The organism is Salana multivorans (assembly GCF_003751805.1).
GTDB classification, from domain to species: domain Bacteria; phylum Actinomycetota; class Actinomycetes; order Actinomycetales; family Beutenbergiaceae; genus Salana; species Salana multivorans.
In genome coordinates this window covers 1,020,338-1,036,484 of sequence record NZ_RKHQ01000002.1, presented here as the reverse complement: position 1 = coordinate 1,036,484, position 16,147 = coordinate 1,020,338, and the positions used below count along the sequence as shown (strand labels likewise).

The 16,147-nt window shown below is 70.4% G+C and carries 11 protein-coding genes; 5 read left to right on the top strand and 6 right to left on the bottom strand.

Features of this window, described 5'->3' with window-relative positions:
* Positions 1-452: 452 nt before the first annotated feature.
* Complete coding sequence (locus EDD28_RS16800; protein WP_123740844.1) at positions 453-4,454, top strand: SdrD B-like domain-containing protein; 4,002 nt, start codon at positions 453-455, stop codon at positions 4,452-4,454.
* Positions 4,455-4,639: 185 nt separating this feature from the next.
* Here EDD28_RS16800 and EDD28_RS16795 read toward each other — a convergent pair whose 3' ends face one another.
* The 6 genes from EDD28_RS16795 to EDD28_RS16770 all read right to left on the bottom strand — a co-directional run bounded on the left by EDD28_RS16795 (position 4,640) and on the right by EDD28_RS16770 (position 11,386).
* Positions 4,640-5,566: a ketose-bisphosphate aldolase gene (locus EDD28_RS16795; RefSeq protein WP_123740843.1), complete on the bottom strand. Its 927-nt coding sequence runs from the start codon at positions 5,564-5,566 to the stop codon at positions 4,640-4,642.
* 70 nt (positions 5,567-5,636) lie between these two features.
* On the bottom strand, positions 5,637-6,524 hold the full coding sequence (locus EDD28_RS16790; protein ID WP_123740842.1) for a carbohydrate ABC transporter permease: 888 nt from the start codon (positions 6,522-6,524) through the stop codon (positions 5,637-5,639).
* A gap of 1 nt (position 6,525) precedes the next feature.
* Positions 6,526-7,458 carry a carbohydrate ABC transporter permease gene (locus tag EDD28_RS16785; RefSeq protein WP_123740841.1) on the bottom strand — a complete coding sequence of 311 codons (933 nt, stop codon included), beginning with the start codon at positions 7,456-7,458 and terminating at the stop codon, positions 6,526-6,528.
* Between the two features lie 126 nt (positions 7,459-7,584).
* Positions 7,585-8,907, bottom strand: a complete 1,323-nt coding sequence (locus tag EDD28_RS16780; protein WP_170169535.1) for an ABC transporter substrate-binding protein — start codon at positions 8,905-8,907, stop codon at positions 7,585-7,587.
* A 273-nt stretch (positions 8,908-9,180) separates the two neighbouring features.
* Positions 9,181-9,936 (bottom strand): DeoR/GlpR family DNA-binding transcription regulator, encoded by a 756-nt coding sequence (locus EDD28_RS16775; protein WP_170169534.1) that lies wholly within the window; start codon positions 9,934-9,936, stop codon positions 9,181-9,183.
* A 64-nt stretch (positions 9,937-10,000) separates the two neighbouring features.
* A complete protein-coding gene (locus EDD28_RS16770; protein WP_170169533.1) occupies positions 10,001-11,386 on the bottom strand; it encodes an FGGY family carbohydrate kinase in 1,386 nt (461 codons plus the stop codon).
* Between the two features lie 201 nt (positions 11,387-11,587).
* Between EDD28_RS16770 and EDD28_RS16765 the strand changes: the two genes are divergently transcribed.
* The 4 genes from EDD28_RS16765 to EDD28_RS16750 all read left to right on the top strand — a co-directional run bounded on the left by EDD28_RS16765 (position 11,588) and on the right by EDD28_RS16750 (position 16,146).
* Positions 11,588-12,589 carry a ketose-bisphosphate aldolase gene (locus EDD28_RS16765; protein ID WP_123740837.1) on the top strand — a complete coding sequence of 334 codons (1,002 nt, stop codon included), beginning with the start codon at positions 11,588-11,590 and terminating at the stop codon, positions 12,587-12,589.
* Between the two features lie 116 nt (positions 12,590-12,705).
* Entirely contained in the window at positions 12,706-13,527 is an 822-nt protein-coding gene (locus EDD28_RS16760; RefSeq protein ID WP_211339258.1) for a DeoR/GlpR family DNA-binding transcription regulator, read from the top strand.
* 293 nt (positions 13,528-13,820) lie between these two features.
* Positions 13,821-15,128, top strand: a complete 1,308-nt coding sequence (locus EDD28_RS16755; protein ID WP_123740836.1) for an ABC transporter substrate-binding protein — start codon at positions 13,821-13,823, stop codon at positions 15,126-15,128.
* Positions 15,129-15,207: 79 nt separating this feature from the next.
* Positions 15,208-16,146 carry a carbohydrate ABC transporter permease gene (locus EDD28_RS16750; protein WP_123740835.1) on the top strand — a complete coding sequence of 313 codons (939 nt, stop codon included), beginning with the start codon at positions 15,208-15,210 and terminating at the stop codon, positions 16,144-16,146.
* Position 16,147: the final 1 nt, after the last annotated feature.

Here is a 16,147-nt window from a genome sequence, read left to right as displayed (position 1 = left end):
GTGACCCGTCCGGGAGCGAGACGATGCGTCCGCATCCGTCCCGATCCGTCCAGCTCAACCTGGGGCGGCTCCGGTCGAACGGGGTCGAGCCGGGTCGGACGGGATCGGACGGGATCGACTAGAGCCTGGTCTGGCGGAGTGGGATCGGGTTGAGGTGCGATGGGTCGGGTTGCCTGCTATGGTCACCGGGCCAGGGACTTGCGCCGGCGAGGATGCGCGCCTGGTCGGTTTCACATGTATGGGGGCATCACATGCGTAGTTCTTCACCTGCTCGTGCTCGGCTGGTAGCCGGGCTGACAGCCCTGGCGCTGGGGGGGGGGGTATTCCTTGCCTCTCCTGCGTTCGCCGATGATCTAGCGAGCCTCTCGCTCACCTTCGTCCAGACGAGCGGCACGGCACCGTTCCAGGACAACGACGACCCGGGGAACGACTCCGGTCCCGACAACGACGTCGTGCGGACCAACGACACCCTGACCTACTCCATCGGCATCCGGTACGAGGGCGACGACCAGACGGCGCCGACGATTCGGTTCGAGCTGCCGCGGGGACAGGAGCTCGTGCAGCTCCCGCCGTTCTGCCTCGCGGGCAGCTCCGTCGATCCGGTCGAGCTGCCGGCTCCGGCGTCGCCGCTGACGGCGACGTCGTGGGAGTCGCTGCCGCGTCAGAGCGTGACGTGCGTGCTCAGGAACGAGGCCATGGGCACGGCCCTGAACTACTCGTTCCTGGCGCAGGTGCGCTCGGAGGTGCCGAACGGCACCGTCATGGACCAGCTCACCTTCGAGGTGACCTCGGACCAGGTGACCGAGCCCGCCACGATCGGCCCCGACCCGGTGACCGTGTCGGCCGCGGCGACGTTCGACCTGTCGAAGAACAACGACGCGTCCAGCGCGAACGCCGGTCCGCTGTTCCAGAGCCAGGCCGCCTGTCCGCCTCCGCACGAGACGGAGGCATGCTTCCGGATCGCCTACCCGGTGACGATCACGGTGCCGGCCGGCGGTCGCGGGACGACGCCGCTGCAGAGCCCGATCACGTTCGTCGACGACGTCGACCCCGAGGCCTTCTACGGCGCGAGCACCTGGGCGGCCATGGTCGCGTCGGCCGGATCCGAGGCGGACGCGAAGGCGGCGTACGGGCCGCAGGTCAGCAGCTGCGGCAGCATCGGCCAGGGCTCCGGCTTCCGGTCGAGCCTGCCGTACTCCTACCTGTCGGCGAGCTATGCGACGGAGGCCAACGCCACGCGCAACTCGGGCACGATCTCCTGCCCGACGGCGCCGCGCGGAGAGCCGTCGACCATCACCATCACCGACGCGGACACGTCGGCGTTCACCGTCCCGACGACGACGGGCAGCGGCAACGCGCTCCCGGCGAACAAGGCGTACGTCGCGTCGTTCGAGCTCTCGGTCGCGGTCCCGATGGCGGCCATCGTCGAGTTCGGCACGACGCCGGAGGGCGGCGCCATGACGCTGGCCACCCGCAACGAGTTCACGGACCTCACGGCGAGGACGATCGACGGACAGCCGATCACTGACGCCAACCCGGACAACGACGCGCGGAACCAGACGATCCGGATCCAGCTCAACGGGACGATCGACAAGGCCTTCACCGGCATCCCCGGCGTCGAGGACAACACCCCGAGCGGGACCTTCATGCAGGGAGACGCCACCAACCTGCCGGGCCCGCCCGGGTCGGGCCGGATCAAGGACGGCAACACGGTGGTCATGCAGGGGCAGGGGGTCTACTCCCTCCTGATGACCTCGGCGCAGGGCGCCGCGGGCACCAACACGTCGCAGACGCTCGTCACCTGTGACGTCTGGGACGGGGACCGGCTCGCGCTCGCGTCGCACCCGGACTGGAACGGGAGCAGCGCGTCGGCCTACCCCGGCAACGGCCGGCCGGTCTTCCCGGTGCTGGTCCGACACCCGTACTACAACCTCCCGGCCTCGACGATCGGGCAGGACCAGAGCGGCATCGGCAGCTACAAGGTCGAGTACAGCTCCGGCCCCGCGGGTCCGGGAGCTGACGCCGACTGCTCGACCGGCACGTGGTCGGAGAACCCGGACGATGTCGTGGCGCCGACCGTCGACGCACAGGGTCGGACGGTCTGGGACGGCATCAACCGGGTGCGCGTCACCTGGGTCGCGACCTTCCCGGCCGGCACCACGTTCGGCGAGACCATCTTCCGGCTCGCCGTCGGGATGGTCGTGCTGGACGGCGACCACGCCGCCCCGATCGGCAACTGGGCCTCGCAGGTCCTCGCGGACGGCACCAGGACGACGGACGAGGTGTTCTCCGGCACCCACCGCGAGCAGATGCCGACGTACGACCCGGTCACCCACACCAAGAACCAGGGCGACCGGCTCTGGCAGGGCGACGCGCGCGCACGCATCCGCAAGCTGGTGGAGCGGGTTCCCGGGTCGGGGGAGTTCACGGACGCGGCCGTGCCGCAGTACACGTCGGGCTCGACGATCCGGTACCGGCTCGACCCGTCCCTGACGGGTGACGTCACCGTCGACGGACAGAAGCAGCAGGTGACGATCGAGGACTGCCTGCCGCGGTTCCAGGTCTTCGACTCCGCGGCCCAGGGCGCAGCGGCGCTGAACCCGGTCGTCGTGCAGATGGGCGCGCCCGCGGAGGCGGAGATCGCGTGCCCGGCGAACCAGCAGTACCTGAGGTGGGACCTGGGTGAGCTGGCGGTGGGGGCGCCGATCGAGCCGATCGTGGTGACGGTGGAGATCCTGGACGTGGCCCGCAACGGCACGTTCACCAACGAGACGGTGATCGCGTCGCCCGCCGACACCTCGCCGGTGGGGGTGCGGTCGGACGACGTCCAGATGCAGCTCGTCGTGCCGACGGGGCTGAAGATCTCCAAGACGGCCGACCCCGGGGTGATCGAGGTGAACCCGGAGGGTGTCGCGACGCCGCGGACGCTGAGGTGGAGCGTGTTCTTCGCGAACATCGACGGTCCGCCGAACGTGGGCAACGTCGACGTGATCGACGTGCTGCCGGCGAACGGTCTGGCGGGCAACGACTTCCAGGGCAGCCTGCGGTTCGACTCCGCCGCGCCGGCGGCCGGCACGACCGACGTGACGATCCTGTACACGAAGCGGCCCTCCGGCGAGCTGGAGTCCAACCCGTCCGCCGCCAGCAACCTCGCCGACGGCTCGACCGTGTGGTGCGACGCCCCGACGGGCGGCGCCGTGGTCAGCGGCGAGTCGAGTGATCCGGCCGATCCGGCCGCGGACTGCCCGGCCTCGAACGAGGAGGTCACGGGGCTGCGCTTCCTGCGTCCGGGGGAGTTCGACCCGGACGACGACTTCCAGGTCGACATCCTCATGACCCCGGTCGGCAACCACTCGGGTGACGTCTACCGGAACATCACCTCCGGCCGCGCCGACGGCGTGACGCAGGGCGTCGGGCCGGCCCGGCGCGACGTCAAGGTCGTCGCCTCGAGCATCGGGCACCTGGTCTGGGAGGACCTGGACAAGAACGGGCTGTGGGACGCGGGGGAGCCGGGCGTGCCCGGGATCCGGGTCGTGCTGACCGGGACGGACAAGGACGGCAACCCGGTCTCGCTGGAGACCACGACGGACGGGAACGGCGAGTACTCCTTCCCCGAGCTGGCCTCGGGCACCTACCAGGTGCAGGTCGCTCCGGAGGGGCTGCCCGTGAACCACACGTTCACCCAGCAGCACGCCTCGAGCGAGGGTGTCTACTCCGATGTCGACGTCGCCACGGGTCTCACGCCCGAGTTCACGCTCGCCGCGGACACCGGTGACCTCACGCGCAACGCCGGGATCGTGATCGACCGGAACGTCGCGATCGCGATCACGAAGGAGCTCACGAAGCAGACGCCCCTGACCGGTGAGCACACCACGACCCTGACCTACGACGTGGTCGTCACCAGCGAGGGCACGGCGTCGGGCACCTACGACCTGTCGGACACCCTGCGGCCGGGTGAGGGCATCGTCGTGGAGGGGGTCCGGGTCACGGTCCCGCCCGAGCTCGAGGAGATCCAGCTCACCCCGGGCTTCGACGGCGCGGGCCAGCCCGTCATCGCCACCCAGGTGCCGATCGCCGGGGGCGAGGTGCACCGGTACGTCGTCGAGGTCGACGTCCGGGTCCCCGTCGGCCTCACCCAGGAGCAGGCCGACTGCGAGCTGACCGAGGGCGAGGAGGGGACCGGGTTCCTCAACGAGGCCACCCTCACCACCGGTGAGGACTCCAGCACGGCCGAGGCCTGCGCTCCCGCGCCGGTGATCCCGGGCCCGACGCCGACCCCGACGCCGCCCGACTCGCCGTCGGAGTCTCCCTCGACGCCGGTCGCCTCGCCCACACCCGGACCCGAGCTGGGCTCGACCGGTGCCGGGATCCTCGGACTCGTCGCGGCGGCAGGACTACTGCTGCTCGCAGGGGGCACCACGATGCTCCTGCGCCGCCGCGCCACGACGCGGTGATCGTCCACTCCCTCTAGGACGCCACCGCACGGGCCCCCGTTCCACTCCCCCTCGGAACGGGGGCCCACCCTTGCCCTCGTCGGGGCCTCGAGTGCCTCGGGGACGCCGACCACCCCGGAACGGAGAACGACCCGCGTCCCGGCCACATCGGCGGCCGGGACGCGGGTCGTTCCCTCGGGAGGTGGTCAGTGCTCCAGGACGGGGGCGGCGGACGCCGTCCAGATGGGCGCGCGCAGACCGACCGGGCGGTAGTCGTAGTGCCGCGCGGCCCCGACCGACGCGAACACCTCCGCCTTGTGCCGGACGGCCGCCTTGAGCGCGTCGAGCGCGGGCGGGTAGGCGTCGTGCGGCTCACGGACGGCCGGGTCGCTCAGCACCTCGCGCAGCCGGGCGAAGTAGGCGAGCTTCATGTCGGCGGACACGTTGACCTTGGCGATGCCGCGGGAGACCGCCTCGGTGACCTCCGCGTCGACGGCGCCCGAGCCGCCGTGCAGGACGAGCGGGACCCCGACCGTCGCGGCGATCCGCGAGACCAGCTCGACGTTGATCTCCGGCTTGACGCCCGGCGGGTACACGCCGTGCGCCGTCCCGATCGCGACGGCGAGGGAGTCCACGCCGGTGTCGGCGACGAACTGGCTCGCCTCCTCCGGCGTCGTGTAGGAGAAGCGCTTCATCTCCTCCGCGCTGCGCGGGTCGCGCGGCCCGATCGTGCCGATCTCGCCCTCGACGGAGACGCCGGCCGCGTGCGCCGACTCCACGACGCGCCGCGTCAGCTCCACGTTCTGCTCGTACGGCAGGAGCGAGCCGTCGATCATGACGGACGTGAAGCCCAGCCGGACGGCGGCCATGGCCTGCTCGAACGTCGCCCCGTGGTCGAGGTGGATCGCCACCGGGACCGACGACGTGCGAGCGACCTCGAGCGCGGAGGCGACGAACGGGTCGCCGACCAGCTCCCACTCCGACGGGTGGATCGCGATGAACATCGGGGAGCCGACCTCCTCGCACGCGGCGATGGCGGCGACCATCATCCCGTAGTCGGAGATGTTGTAGGCGGGGACGGCGAAGCCGTTCGCCGCCGCGGGAGCGAGGATGTCGGTGCCGGAGAGCAGCATGGTGGTGTCGTCCTTCTGGTGAGGCGGTGGGGGTGGGGCTGGGTGGCTGACGCTGGGCGGTCGGGGCGGTCTACGTCTTGACGGCCCCCGCGGTCATTCCCCCGACGAACTGCCGCTGGAAGAACAGGAAGAGGATGAGCACCGGCAGGCAGCCGAGCACGCTCATCGCCATCATCTCGCTCCACTGGAACGAGTGCTCGCCCATGAGGAGCTGGATCCCGACGGGGACGGTGCGGTTGGAGCGGTTCTGCGTCAGCGTCAGGGCGAACAGGTACTCGTTCCAGGCGACCATGAACGTGTACGCGCCGACCGAGACGATGCCCGGCCGCGCGATCGGCACGAGGAACCGCCACAGCGTGCGGAAGGTGCCGCCGCCGTCGATCTTCACGGCCTCGTCGAGGTCCTTGGGGATGGTGTTGAAGTACCCCGTCATCATGAGGATCGCGTACGGGATCGTCGCCACCATGTAGGTGAGGATGAGCGCCCACAGGGTGTCGTAGAGCCGCAGCCAGACGACGAGCCCGAAGTACGGGATGAGCAGCGTGATCGGCGGGACCGCCTGGATCGAGATGATGATCGCGCCGAGCGGCCCCTTGAATCGGAAGTCGAACCGGCTGAGCGCGTAGCCGGCCATGATGCCGGCGAACAGCGTGAGCAGCACGACGCCGGCGGCGACCGTGTAGCTGTTGAGGAAGAACCGGACCTTCTCCGGGTTGCCGAGGATCTCGGCGTACGCGGCGAGGGTGAAGCGCTCGGGGATGAACGTCGGCGGGTAGGCGAAGATCTCCGTGTTCGGCTTGACCGAGCTGGTGAGCATCCACAGGACGGGGCCGCCGGCGTAGAAGGCGCCGACCAGCGTCCCGATCCACAGCCAGACGCGGATCAGCCGCCGTCGACGGCTGGCGCTCGGACCGCGGTCGGCCCGGACGTCCCGGGCGGGGTGGGTTGCGGTCGTCATGTCAGTCCCTCGCCTTCTGGTGGCGCACGTAGACCAGGGCGACGACCATCGACACGAGGAAGAGGACGACGCCGCTCGCCGCCGCGAGCGAGAACTGGTGCTTGGAGAAGGCCAGGTTGTAGGTGTAGGTCGCGATGGTCTCGGTCGCGTTGAGCGGCCCGCCGCCGGTGGCGAGCCAGACGATCGGGAACTGCTGCATGTTCCAGATGAAGTCGAGCATCGCCATCGCCACGATGATCGGCATGAGCTGGGGCACCGTGATGTGGAAGAACCGGCCGACGCCGCCAGCGCCGTCCACCTGGGCCGCCTCGAACAGGTCGGCCGGGATGCCCTGGAGACCGGCGAGCAGGCTCACCATGAAGAACGGGTAGCCGGCCCAGATGTTGATGAAGATGACGGTGAGCAGCGCGAGATCGGGGTTGGAGAACCACTCGACGCGCTGATCGATGAGGTGGAGCGTGCGCAGCAGGTAGTTGACGACGCCGTTCGGGTTGAGCAGGAGCTGCCAGAGGATGACGACGATCGACGCGGTGAACACCCACGGCAGGATGTAGACCACCCGGAAGATCGACGACGCCAGCCGCGGCATGAGCGTGCTGTTGAGCATGAGCGCGAACAGCATCCCGAGGACGAGGTGGAACGTGACCGACGCGGCCGTGAACATGAGCGTGTTCCCGATCGCCTTGCGGAAGATCGGGTCGCCGAACAGGGTGGCGAAGTTGGCGGCGCCGACGAAGGTCGAGTCCTTCACCATCACCACGTTGCTCAGCGTGGAGTAGATGAAGACCATGACGACGGGGGTGGCCATCATGAGCGCCATCACGAGGATGGTCGGCGACATGTAGGTGTACGCCGTCAGGTTGTCGCGGAGCCGACGGGAGCGGCGGACGGGGTGGGGCGTGCGACTCGTGCGCACGAGCGGGGGTGCGGTCATCGGAACCTCGCGGGGGACAGGGGGTTGGACGTCGTGGGCCGCGCTGGGGGTCACGCGGGTGTGCGCGGGGCGCGTGACGCGCCCCGCGCACGCTGGCCGGCCGGGTGTTGGCCGATCAGCCCAGGACTAGCCCAGGACGCCGGTCCAGTACTCCTGGAGCGAGGACTGCGTCTCCTCGATGGTCGCGTCGCCCTGCAGGAGCCGGACGAGGTTCTCGTTGAGGTTGCGGTTGAGGTCCAGCGCGTTCGGCAGGCCCTCGAGCTCGGTCACGAACTCGCTGTTCTGGTAGACCTCGAAGGCCTTCTCGTACAGCGGGTCGCCGTCGACGTAGCCCGGGACGGCGTCGACCGACCCCGGGAAGCCGGTCGCCTCGGTGGCGAGCTCCGAGTTGACGTCGGTGCTCATGACGAACTCGACGAGCTTCCAGGCCTCGGCCTTGTGCTCGCAGTTCTCGGCGATGCCCATGCCCCAGCTCGCGCCGGCGAGGCCGCGCTCACCCGTGAACCCGTCCTCGACCGGGACGTACCCGATGTCGAAGCTGAGGTCGGGGTTGGACTCGCGGATGCCCGAGATGTGGGCGAGCGAGCCGTTCATCATGGCGTTGCGACCGGCCGTGAACTCCTCGACCTTCTGCTGCTCCTGCTGCGTGAAGGCACCGGGCGTGATGACGCCGGCGTCGTACTGCGACTTGAGGAACCCGAGCCAGTTCGCGATCTCCGGGGTCTCGAAGTTCGGCTTGCGGTCCTTGAGGAACCGGCCGCCCGAGGCCCAGAGCCAGGACTGGGAGTCGAACCCGGCGGGGGACTGGACGTTGATCGGCAGCGACCACGCGTAGACGTTGGTGTCCGGGTTGGTGACCTTGGTGGCCGCGTCCTCGAACTCCGAGCGCGTCTCGGGCAGCTTGGTGATGCCCGCGGCCTCGAGCAGGTCCAGGTTGTAGTACATCGGGTACGCGAAGTTGAGCGCCCGCACCATGTAGGTGGCGCCGTCGATCTGGTCGTTGCTGACCAGCGTCGACGGGTCGAACCCGGCCTCGTCCATGAGGGTGCTGAGGTTCGTGATGGCGCCCTGCGTCTTCAGGTCGTACACGCTCGCGCCGTTGATGGCGACGAGGCAGGCGAGCGTCCCCGTCGCGGCGGCGGAGGTCTGGAGGTCGACGGTGGCCGAGTAGGGGTTCGAGATGAGGTTGACCGTGACGCCCGGGTTCTCCTCCTCGAACCGGTCCATGAGACCGCGCATGACGCCCGGTGCGAGCTCCACCTCCCACCACTGGCTGAAGTCGAGCGTGATGTCGCCGCCCGAGCCGCCGCCGTCGGTCGAGCCCGACGACCCGTCGGTGCTGCCCGAGCCGGTCGTCCCACCCGTGCCGGGGTTCGACGACGAGCATCCAGCCAGGGCGAGCGCCGTCGCCGCCCCGAGTGCCGCGACCATCGCAAGCTTGCGCTGCATAGTCCTTCTCCTCCTTGAGTACGTGGCGGTGCACGCTTGCCGGCGCGCCCGCACGGCCATGTGGCCAAGACAGACTGTAGGCGGCAGGATACGAAAGCGCCAGTCTTACGTTTCATATCGTTACCAAGTTGTGAGGTGACACCCTGGCGCAGGCGTGCTTCGAGTCCCGTCGCGGTCGGGCTCCGGTCCGTTGGCCGGCCCAGCCCCCCGGCCGCAGGCCGGGCTGCACGCGTGCACGCGCGGCTGGGCTCGGCCGACCCGCGCGGGAAGGGGTCAGGCGACGATGAGCTCGGTGCCGGTCGCGCGGATCGCCTCCCGCGTCGACTCGGGCATGGCGTCGTCGGTGATGACGGTGTCGAAGTCGGCCACGTTCATCACCTTGTGCCGGTCGAACGTGAACCACTTGGTGGAGTCGGCGAGCAGCACGCGTCGCCGGGCCGTCCCGGCGAGCGTCCGCTTGGACTCGGCGATGTCGAGCGAGCCCTCCACGACGTCGTGGTCGGCGTCGATCGCGCCGGCGCCGAGGAACGCGAGGTGGGCGATCTCGCCCTCGATGCCCTGCTGACGGGCCGAACCGACCGTCGCGGCGATCCCGGGGGCGACGCGGCCGCCGAGGAGGCGGACGTGCACCCCGGAGACCTCCATGAGCGCGAGCGCGATGTTGATCCCCGGCGTCAGGACGACGAGGTCGGAGACCGTGGGGAGCTGGCGCGCCAGCTCGAAGATGGTCGTCCCGGAGTCGAGGATGATGGTCGAGCCGTCGCTGATGAGCCGGGCGGCCGCCGCCGAGATCCGCTGCTTCGCCTCGACGTTCTGTCCCGAGCGGGCCGCGAACCCCATGAGGGGGACCTCGGACATCGTGACGCCGCCGTGCACGCGGGCGACCCGTCCCTGCTTCTCCAGCGCCTCGAAGTCGTTGCGGATCGTCACCTCGGAGACGTTGAGCTGGGCGGCGAGGTCCCTGGTAAGAACGGTCCCACGGGCGAAAACCGCCGCCAGAATCGCTTCGCGACGTTGGGAAGCATGCACGGTGCGAGGGTACACCGGTACCGCGTCGAACGCCGGGATCGGCACCCGGGGGGCCGCGCCGAGCTCAGCCACCGAGCACCTGCGCCGCGCGGTCCATGGCGTCGACGGCGCCGGGGCGCACGTGCACGCGCCCCGTGCCCGGCATCGCCTCCGCCTGCTCCCACCAGCCGCTGGCGACGCCGACCATCGCTGCGCAGCCGCGGGTCGCGGTCTCGGTCACCGTCGAGACGTCCACGCCGGTCGTCGCCAGCTCGGCCTTGGCCGCGCGCCACCGCGGCGAGCGCAGCCCGCCGCCGGTGAGGACGGTGGCGCCGTCGGCGCCCGTCACCCGGCGCACCAGCAGCTCGCCGCGCTGCGCGAGCAGGACGTAGTAGTCGGTGAGCTCGCCCCAGGCGGTGGCGTCGTAGGCCAGGTCGACCGCTCGGCCGGCCTCGAGCGCGAGCGAGACCTCCTCGTCGACGCGGCGGGGCGCGCGCGGGGCGGGCGCGGTCGCGTCGAGCGTCGTGCGGTCGAGGTCCGCCCGGTCCAGGAACGTGCGCATCGCGAGACCCGGCCGCATCCGCTCCCAGACGACGAGCTGCTCCCCGGTCGACGGCCACATCTCGACGCTCAGGTACGGGTCGAGGTCGAGGAGCGATGGGAGGTGGTCCGGGTCGGCGGCGAGGTCGGGGCGCACGACGGCGATGACCGCCTCGCCCGTCCCGATCGAGTCGACCACCTCGCCGGGTCGCGCGCCGGCCCCGAGGGAGGCGACCGGGTGGTCGTGGCCGGCGATCACGACGGGGGCGCCGGGCGCGAGGCCGAGCTCGGTCGCCAGGTCGGTGCTCGCCGGGCTCCACGCGCCAGGCCGCCGCACCGGCGGCAGGGCGACGTGCGCGAGCCCGGCGCTCGCCCAGACGTCGTCGAGGTACGTGCGTCGCACGACGTCGTACACCCCGCTCGACGCGGCCAGCGACGCCTCCTGCCACGCCTCTCCCGTGAGCTGCCAGACGAAAGCACCCGCAACTCCGACGAAGGTGCCGGCGGGCACGGACGGGACGGAGCCGAGCTTGGCGACGGTCGAGACCAGCCGCGCGTGCCGGCCGGTCCGGTCGCGCAGCTCGCGCGCGCCCCACGTCAGCTCGAGGTGGTCGACGACGTCGACCCCGCGTCCGTCGTACCAGGACGGGAAGACGACGTCCCGCAGCCCGTCGTCGGCGAGGACCGTGCCGACCTCGCCCATCGACGTGACCGCGAGACCGACGATCGACGCAGGTGGGAGCCGGAGTCCCCGGACGGCGCCGGCCGCGGCGGCCAGCATCTCCAGCACCGGGAAGTCGTCCCCCTCGGCGTGCGTCACGACCGGTGTCGGCGCGTCGGCGATCGCCGCGAGCGTCCCGTCGCGGCGGTACGCGGCGGCCTTGACCCGCGAGCTGCCGATGTCGACCCCGACCAGCACGTCCTCGTTCACGGTGCTCCTCCCATGTCCGGCCTCGCGCCCTTCGGCGCGGTCGTCCGCGGCCGCCGGAGGGTCCGGCGGCATCACAGAACGAAATGATTAGAAGCCAACTAGCATTCGTTCTGTTACTCTACTCAACGTCTGTCCCAGGCGTCCGACGCCCCGGTCCGGGGGCGTGGGCGCGACGATCCGGCAAGCGAAAGGCCGCCGCCCATGGCACTTTGTACACTCCGCGAGGTCCTCGACCATGCCCGAGCCGGCGGCTACGGCGTCGGCGCGTTCAACGTCACCGACATCGAGCAGGTCGAGGCCGTGCTCGACGCCGCGCGTCGCACCGCGTCGCCCGTCATCGTCCAGACGATCGCCGGAGCCTCCGCCTTCGCCTCCGACGAGCTGTTCTGGGACCTGCTGCTGCGGACGGTCGACCACTACGAGGACGTCCCGGTCGTCGTGCACCTGGACCACGGGCCGGACGCCGAGACCTGCTTCCGCGCCATCGACGCCGGCTTCTCCAGCGTCATGATCGACGGCAGCCTCGACCCCGAGACGCACCAGCCGATGAGCTTCGACGACAACATCGCCGTCACGCTCCGGGTGGTCGAGTACGCGCACGAGCGCGGCGTCTCCGTCGAGGGCGAGCTGGGCACGATCGGTGGGTCGAAGGACGGCGCCACGCACGCCGAGATCGTCCTCGCCGACCCGGACGAGGCCGCCGAGTTCGTGGCGCGCACCGGCGTGGACGCGCTCGCCGTCGCCATCGGCACGTCGCACGGCGCATACAAGTTCACCAGCCCGCCCGACTCGACCGTGCTGCACATGGACCTGATCGAGGAGATCGCAGGCCGGATCCCCGGCACGCACCTCGTCATGCACGGCTCGTCGTCGCTGCCGGCGCACCTGCGCGAGATCATCAACGCCCACGGCGGCGCGCTCCCGGAGTCGTGGGGCGTCCCGGAGGAGGAGAAGGCCCGCTCCACGACGCTCGGCGTCACGAAGATCAACCAGGGCATGGACTCGCACATGGCCTACGCGGCCGCGATGCGCGCGCACCTCGCCTCGACCCCGCTCGCCGCCGACCCCGCGCCCGCGGCGAGCGCCGGACGGACCGCGATGTCGGACATGGTGGCGGAGCGGATGGTCGTGTTCGGCCAGGCGGGGAAGGCGGCGGACTACACGCCCGTCGTGTTCCGCTCGCCGGCCGCGCTGCCGCGCTGAGGATCGCACCGGGCGTCGCCCGGGGTGGCCGAACGGTCGCCCCGGGCGACGCCCGTGTCGTCGGTTGGCACTCGCCCACGATGCGACTTCATGCGGTTTTGTGTTAGAACGGCGACATGGCAACGACGCAGGGGAGTGAGACCATCAGCACGGGTAGGCGGCTTCCCGCCGGGCGCAAGGCCGAGCTCGCGTCCTACGTCAACGGCGTGGGGGAGGTGACGGTCGCGCAGCTCGCCGAGCGGTTCGAGGTGTCGCCCGACACCATCCGGCGCGACCTCGACCGGCTCGACGCCGACGGCGTCCTGCTCCGCACGCACGGGGGAGCCGTCAGCCTCTCCGGGTTCCCCAAGCCCGACTCGGCGCTCGACGTGCGCATCCGCGTCCAGGCCGAGGCGAAGGAGCGGATCGGCGAGCTGGCCGCGGGCCTCGTCGAGGACAACACCGCCATCACGGTCAACTCCGGCACGACGACGCTCGCCCTCGCCCGGCACCTGCGCGGCCACCGGGAGCTGACCATCGCGACGAACAACCTGCGCCTGCCGCAGGAGATCAGCCCCGAGTGCGTCCGCGACCTCTACCTCATCGGCGGCACCGTGCGGTTCGTCTCGCAGGCGACGGTCGGCCCCGTCGTGTTCGAGTCCGCCGAGAACCCCGGCGACGTGCACATCCGCGCCGACCTCGCGCTCATCGCGGTCGGGGCGGTCTCCGTCGAGCAGGGCTGGTCGACCAGCAACCTCGGCGAGGCCGCGATGATGGCCGGGATGATCAACCGCGCCGCGAAGGTCGCGGTCCTCGCGGACTCCTCGAAGTTCGGCCGCCAGCTCTTCGCGCGGATCGCCTCGTTCGAGGCCGCCGACTACCTCGTCACCGAGCGGGCACCCGAGGGCGAGCTCGCCGAGGCGCTCGCCGCCGCGGGCGTCGAGGTCATCACCCCCTAGCGCCGGGTGCGGCCCACCCGCACGCTGAGCCCGGCCCACGCGGCCGCCGGGCTCGGCCCGCCCGCGCGCTGACGACGCCCCACCCCGGATCGACGCGCCCAGGGGTGGGAGCGACCCGGATCCGTGCCCCTCCCTGCCGGTTCACGCACCTCTCGATGCTGGTTCGCGCGGCTTTCGTTACCGATTCGTTGCACACTTCGGCACACCTCGGCTTGCCGAGACGCATAAATCGGCAGTACGGTTGCGGCACCGCGCACGAATGCGCGTGGTTGTGCGTCTCAAGGAGGAGAGTCATGGTCAGTCGGAAGCACTGGCTCGCATCGGTTGCGGGTCTCGCTGCCGTCGGTCTCGTCGCCGCGTGCGGTGGCGGATCGGGCGGCGGTACGTCGACGGGGGACGGCGGCGGGTCGACGGGTGGTGACGGCGGCGGCGAGCAGGTCACGCTCGAGTTCCAGCAGTGGTGGGAGCCGGAGCTCCCGAGCGGTGAGTTCCGCGCGCTCATCGACAAGTTCGAGGCCGAGAACCCGGGGATCAAGGTCGAGCTCCTGTCCGGCCCGTACGCGTCGACCAAGGAGCAGGTGATCGCCAGCGCCGCCGCCGGCACGATGCCGGACGTCGTCGGCCTCGACGGCGCGTGGGTCTACGACTTCGCCAAGCAGGGCTCCATCGCCGACCTCACGGCGCTCATGAGCGAGTTCGGCTACGACGACTCCGAGCTGGCGAGCCAGATCCAGGTCGACGGCGCGACCTACATGATCCCGGTCGTCAACTTCGTCTACCCGCTCTACACGAACGACGCCCTGCTGGCGGACGCCGGCGTGACCTCGATCCCGTCGAACCGCTCCGAGTTCTCGGCCGCGGCCCAGAAGATCAAGGACGCCACGAGCCAGCCCGGGTGGATCTTCCCGCTCTCGCTGGAGCAGCCGAGCGGCATCCAGAACAACGTCATGTCCTGGGTGTGGGCGTCGGGCGGCTCGATGCTCAAGGACGGCCAGCCCGACCTCACCAACGACGACGTCTCGTCGGCCATGGCGTTCCTGCAGCAGCTCTGGGACGACGGGGTCACCGCGCCCGGCGCCTTCACCATGAAGGAGCAGGACATGGTCGAGGAGTTCACCAACGGCCGCGTCGGCATGATGATCGACTCCCTCGCCCACATCAACCTGATCCGCGAGGCGAACCCCGACCTCGAGTTCAGCATCTCGGCCATCCCGGCGCAGGACGGCTACGACGGCGAGCGGGGCATCCCCTACGCCTCGTGGGGCATCGGCGTCGCGGACAACAGCGACCACAAGGAGGAGGCGTGGAAGCTCGTCTCGTTCCTCATGAGCGAGTCCACCAACTCCGAGCTCTCGACGATGGCGAACGCCTTCCCCGGCAACGTCGGCTCCAAGCCCGACTTCGCGGACGCCGACCCGCTGATCGAGAAGGCGTTCGAGATCTACCAGGCCGGCTACCCGGCCAACGAGTTCACGGGCCTGCCCGTCGCCGAGGAGCTCATGCGCCAGTTCTCGCAGGAGTTCCAGAAGGCCCTCAACGGTGACCAGCCGATGGAGGACGCCCTCGCCAACGCCCAGAAGTCCTGGGAAGCCGAGTTCTAGGTCCAGCCCCGTGCTCCCGCCGGACGTCCGAGCGACCTCGGGCGTCCGGCGGGCGCGACCCTCGACCTAGGAGGTCCGCATGACCGTCACGACTCCCAGCCGGCCGGCTGGGCTGGGGACGCCGTCGCAGCGCCCCCGCCGGCTCCACTGGGGCCGGCTGCTCACCCCGTTCGGGTACCTCTCCCCGACGATCCTGCTCCTGCTCGTCCTCATGGCGGTGCCCATCGTCATGGTGATCGGGTACTCGGTGATGGACAACGTCATCACCAACAAGAACCCCGAGCTCGTCGGACTGGCGAACTACCTCGACATCCTCGGCGACGGCGCCTTCTGGAAGGCCGCGAGGAACACGTTCGTCTTCACGGCCGTCAGCGTCGTCGTCCACCTCGTCCTCGGCGTCACGTTCGCGATGCTGCTGAACACCGAGCTGCTGGGGACGTGGACCAAGGCGACGTTCCGCGTCATCCTCGTGCTGCCGTGGCTCTTCACCGTCGCGATCATCGCGGTGCTGTGGCGGATGCTGCTCTCACCCAACGGCGTGGTGAACTTCATCCTCGAGGCCGTCGGCCTCACGGGCGGGCAGACCGAGTGGCTCGCCAGCCCCGCGACCGCGCTCGCGGCCGTCACCTTCATCAACATCTGGTCGGGCTACCCGTTCTACATGATCAGCCTCCTCGCGGGGCTGCAGGGGATCCCGCGCGACCTCTACGAGGCGGCCAAGGTCGACGGCGCCGGCTGGTGGCAGCGGTTCTTCAACATCACCATCCCGCAGCTGCGCCCGCTGCTCATCAGCCTCGCGCTGCTCGACTTCATCTGGACGACCCAGCAGTTCGCGCTCATCTGGATGACGACGGGCGGCGGCCCCATCGACGCGACCGAGGTGCTCAGCACCTTCACGTACAAGCTCGCGTTCACCAAGTACCAGTTCGCGATGGCCGCGACGAGCGCCGTCGTCATCCTCGTCATGTCCATGGTCCTGGCGTTCTTCTACGCCCGTAGTCAGAAGGCGAGGGACTGAG

Bases quoted from the DNA above. Each gene is read 5' to 3' on its own strand.
- EDD28_RS16795 (WP_123740843.1), bottom strand. From the start codon at position 5,566: ATGCTGCTCTCCGGCACCGACATCCTCGCTCCCGCGGCGGCGAACGGC.
- EDD28_RS16790 (WP_123740842.1), bottom strand. From the start codon at position 6,524: ATGACGACCGCAACCCACCCCGCCCGGGACGTCCGGGCCGACCGCGGT.
- EDD28_RS16785 (WP_123740841.1), bottom strand. From the start codon at position 7,458: ATGACCGCACCCCCGCTCGTGCGCACGAGTCGCACGCCCCACCCCGTC.
- EDD28_RS16780 (WP_170169535.1), bottom strand. From the start codon at position 8,907: ATGCAGCGCAAGCTTGCGATGGTCGCGGCACTCGGGGCGGCGACGGCG.
- EDD28_RS16765 (WP_123740837.1), top strand. From the start codon at position 11,588: ATGGCACTTTGTACACTCCGCGAGGTCCTCGACCATGCCCGAGCCGGC.
- EDD28_RS16760 (WP_211339258.1), top strand. From the start codon at position 12,706: ATGGCAACGACGCAGGGGAGTGAGACCATCAGCACGGGTAGGCGGCTT.
- EDD28_RS16755 (WP_123740836.1), top strand. From the start codon at position 13,821: ATGGTCAGTCGGAAGCACTGGCTCGCATCGGTTGCGGGTCTCGCTGCC.
- EDD28_RS16750 (WP_123740835.1), top strand. From the start codon at position 15,208: ATGACCGTCACGACTCCCAGCCGGCCGGCTGGGCTGGGGACGCCGTCG.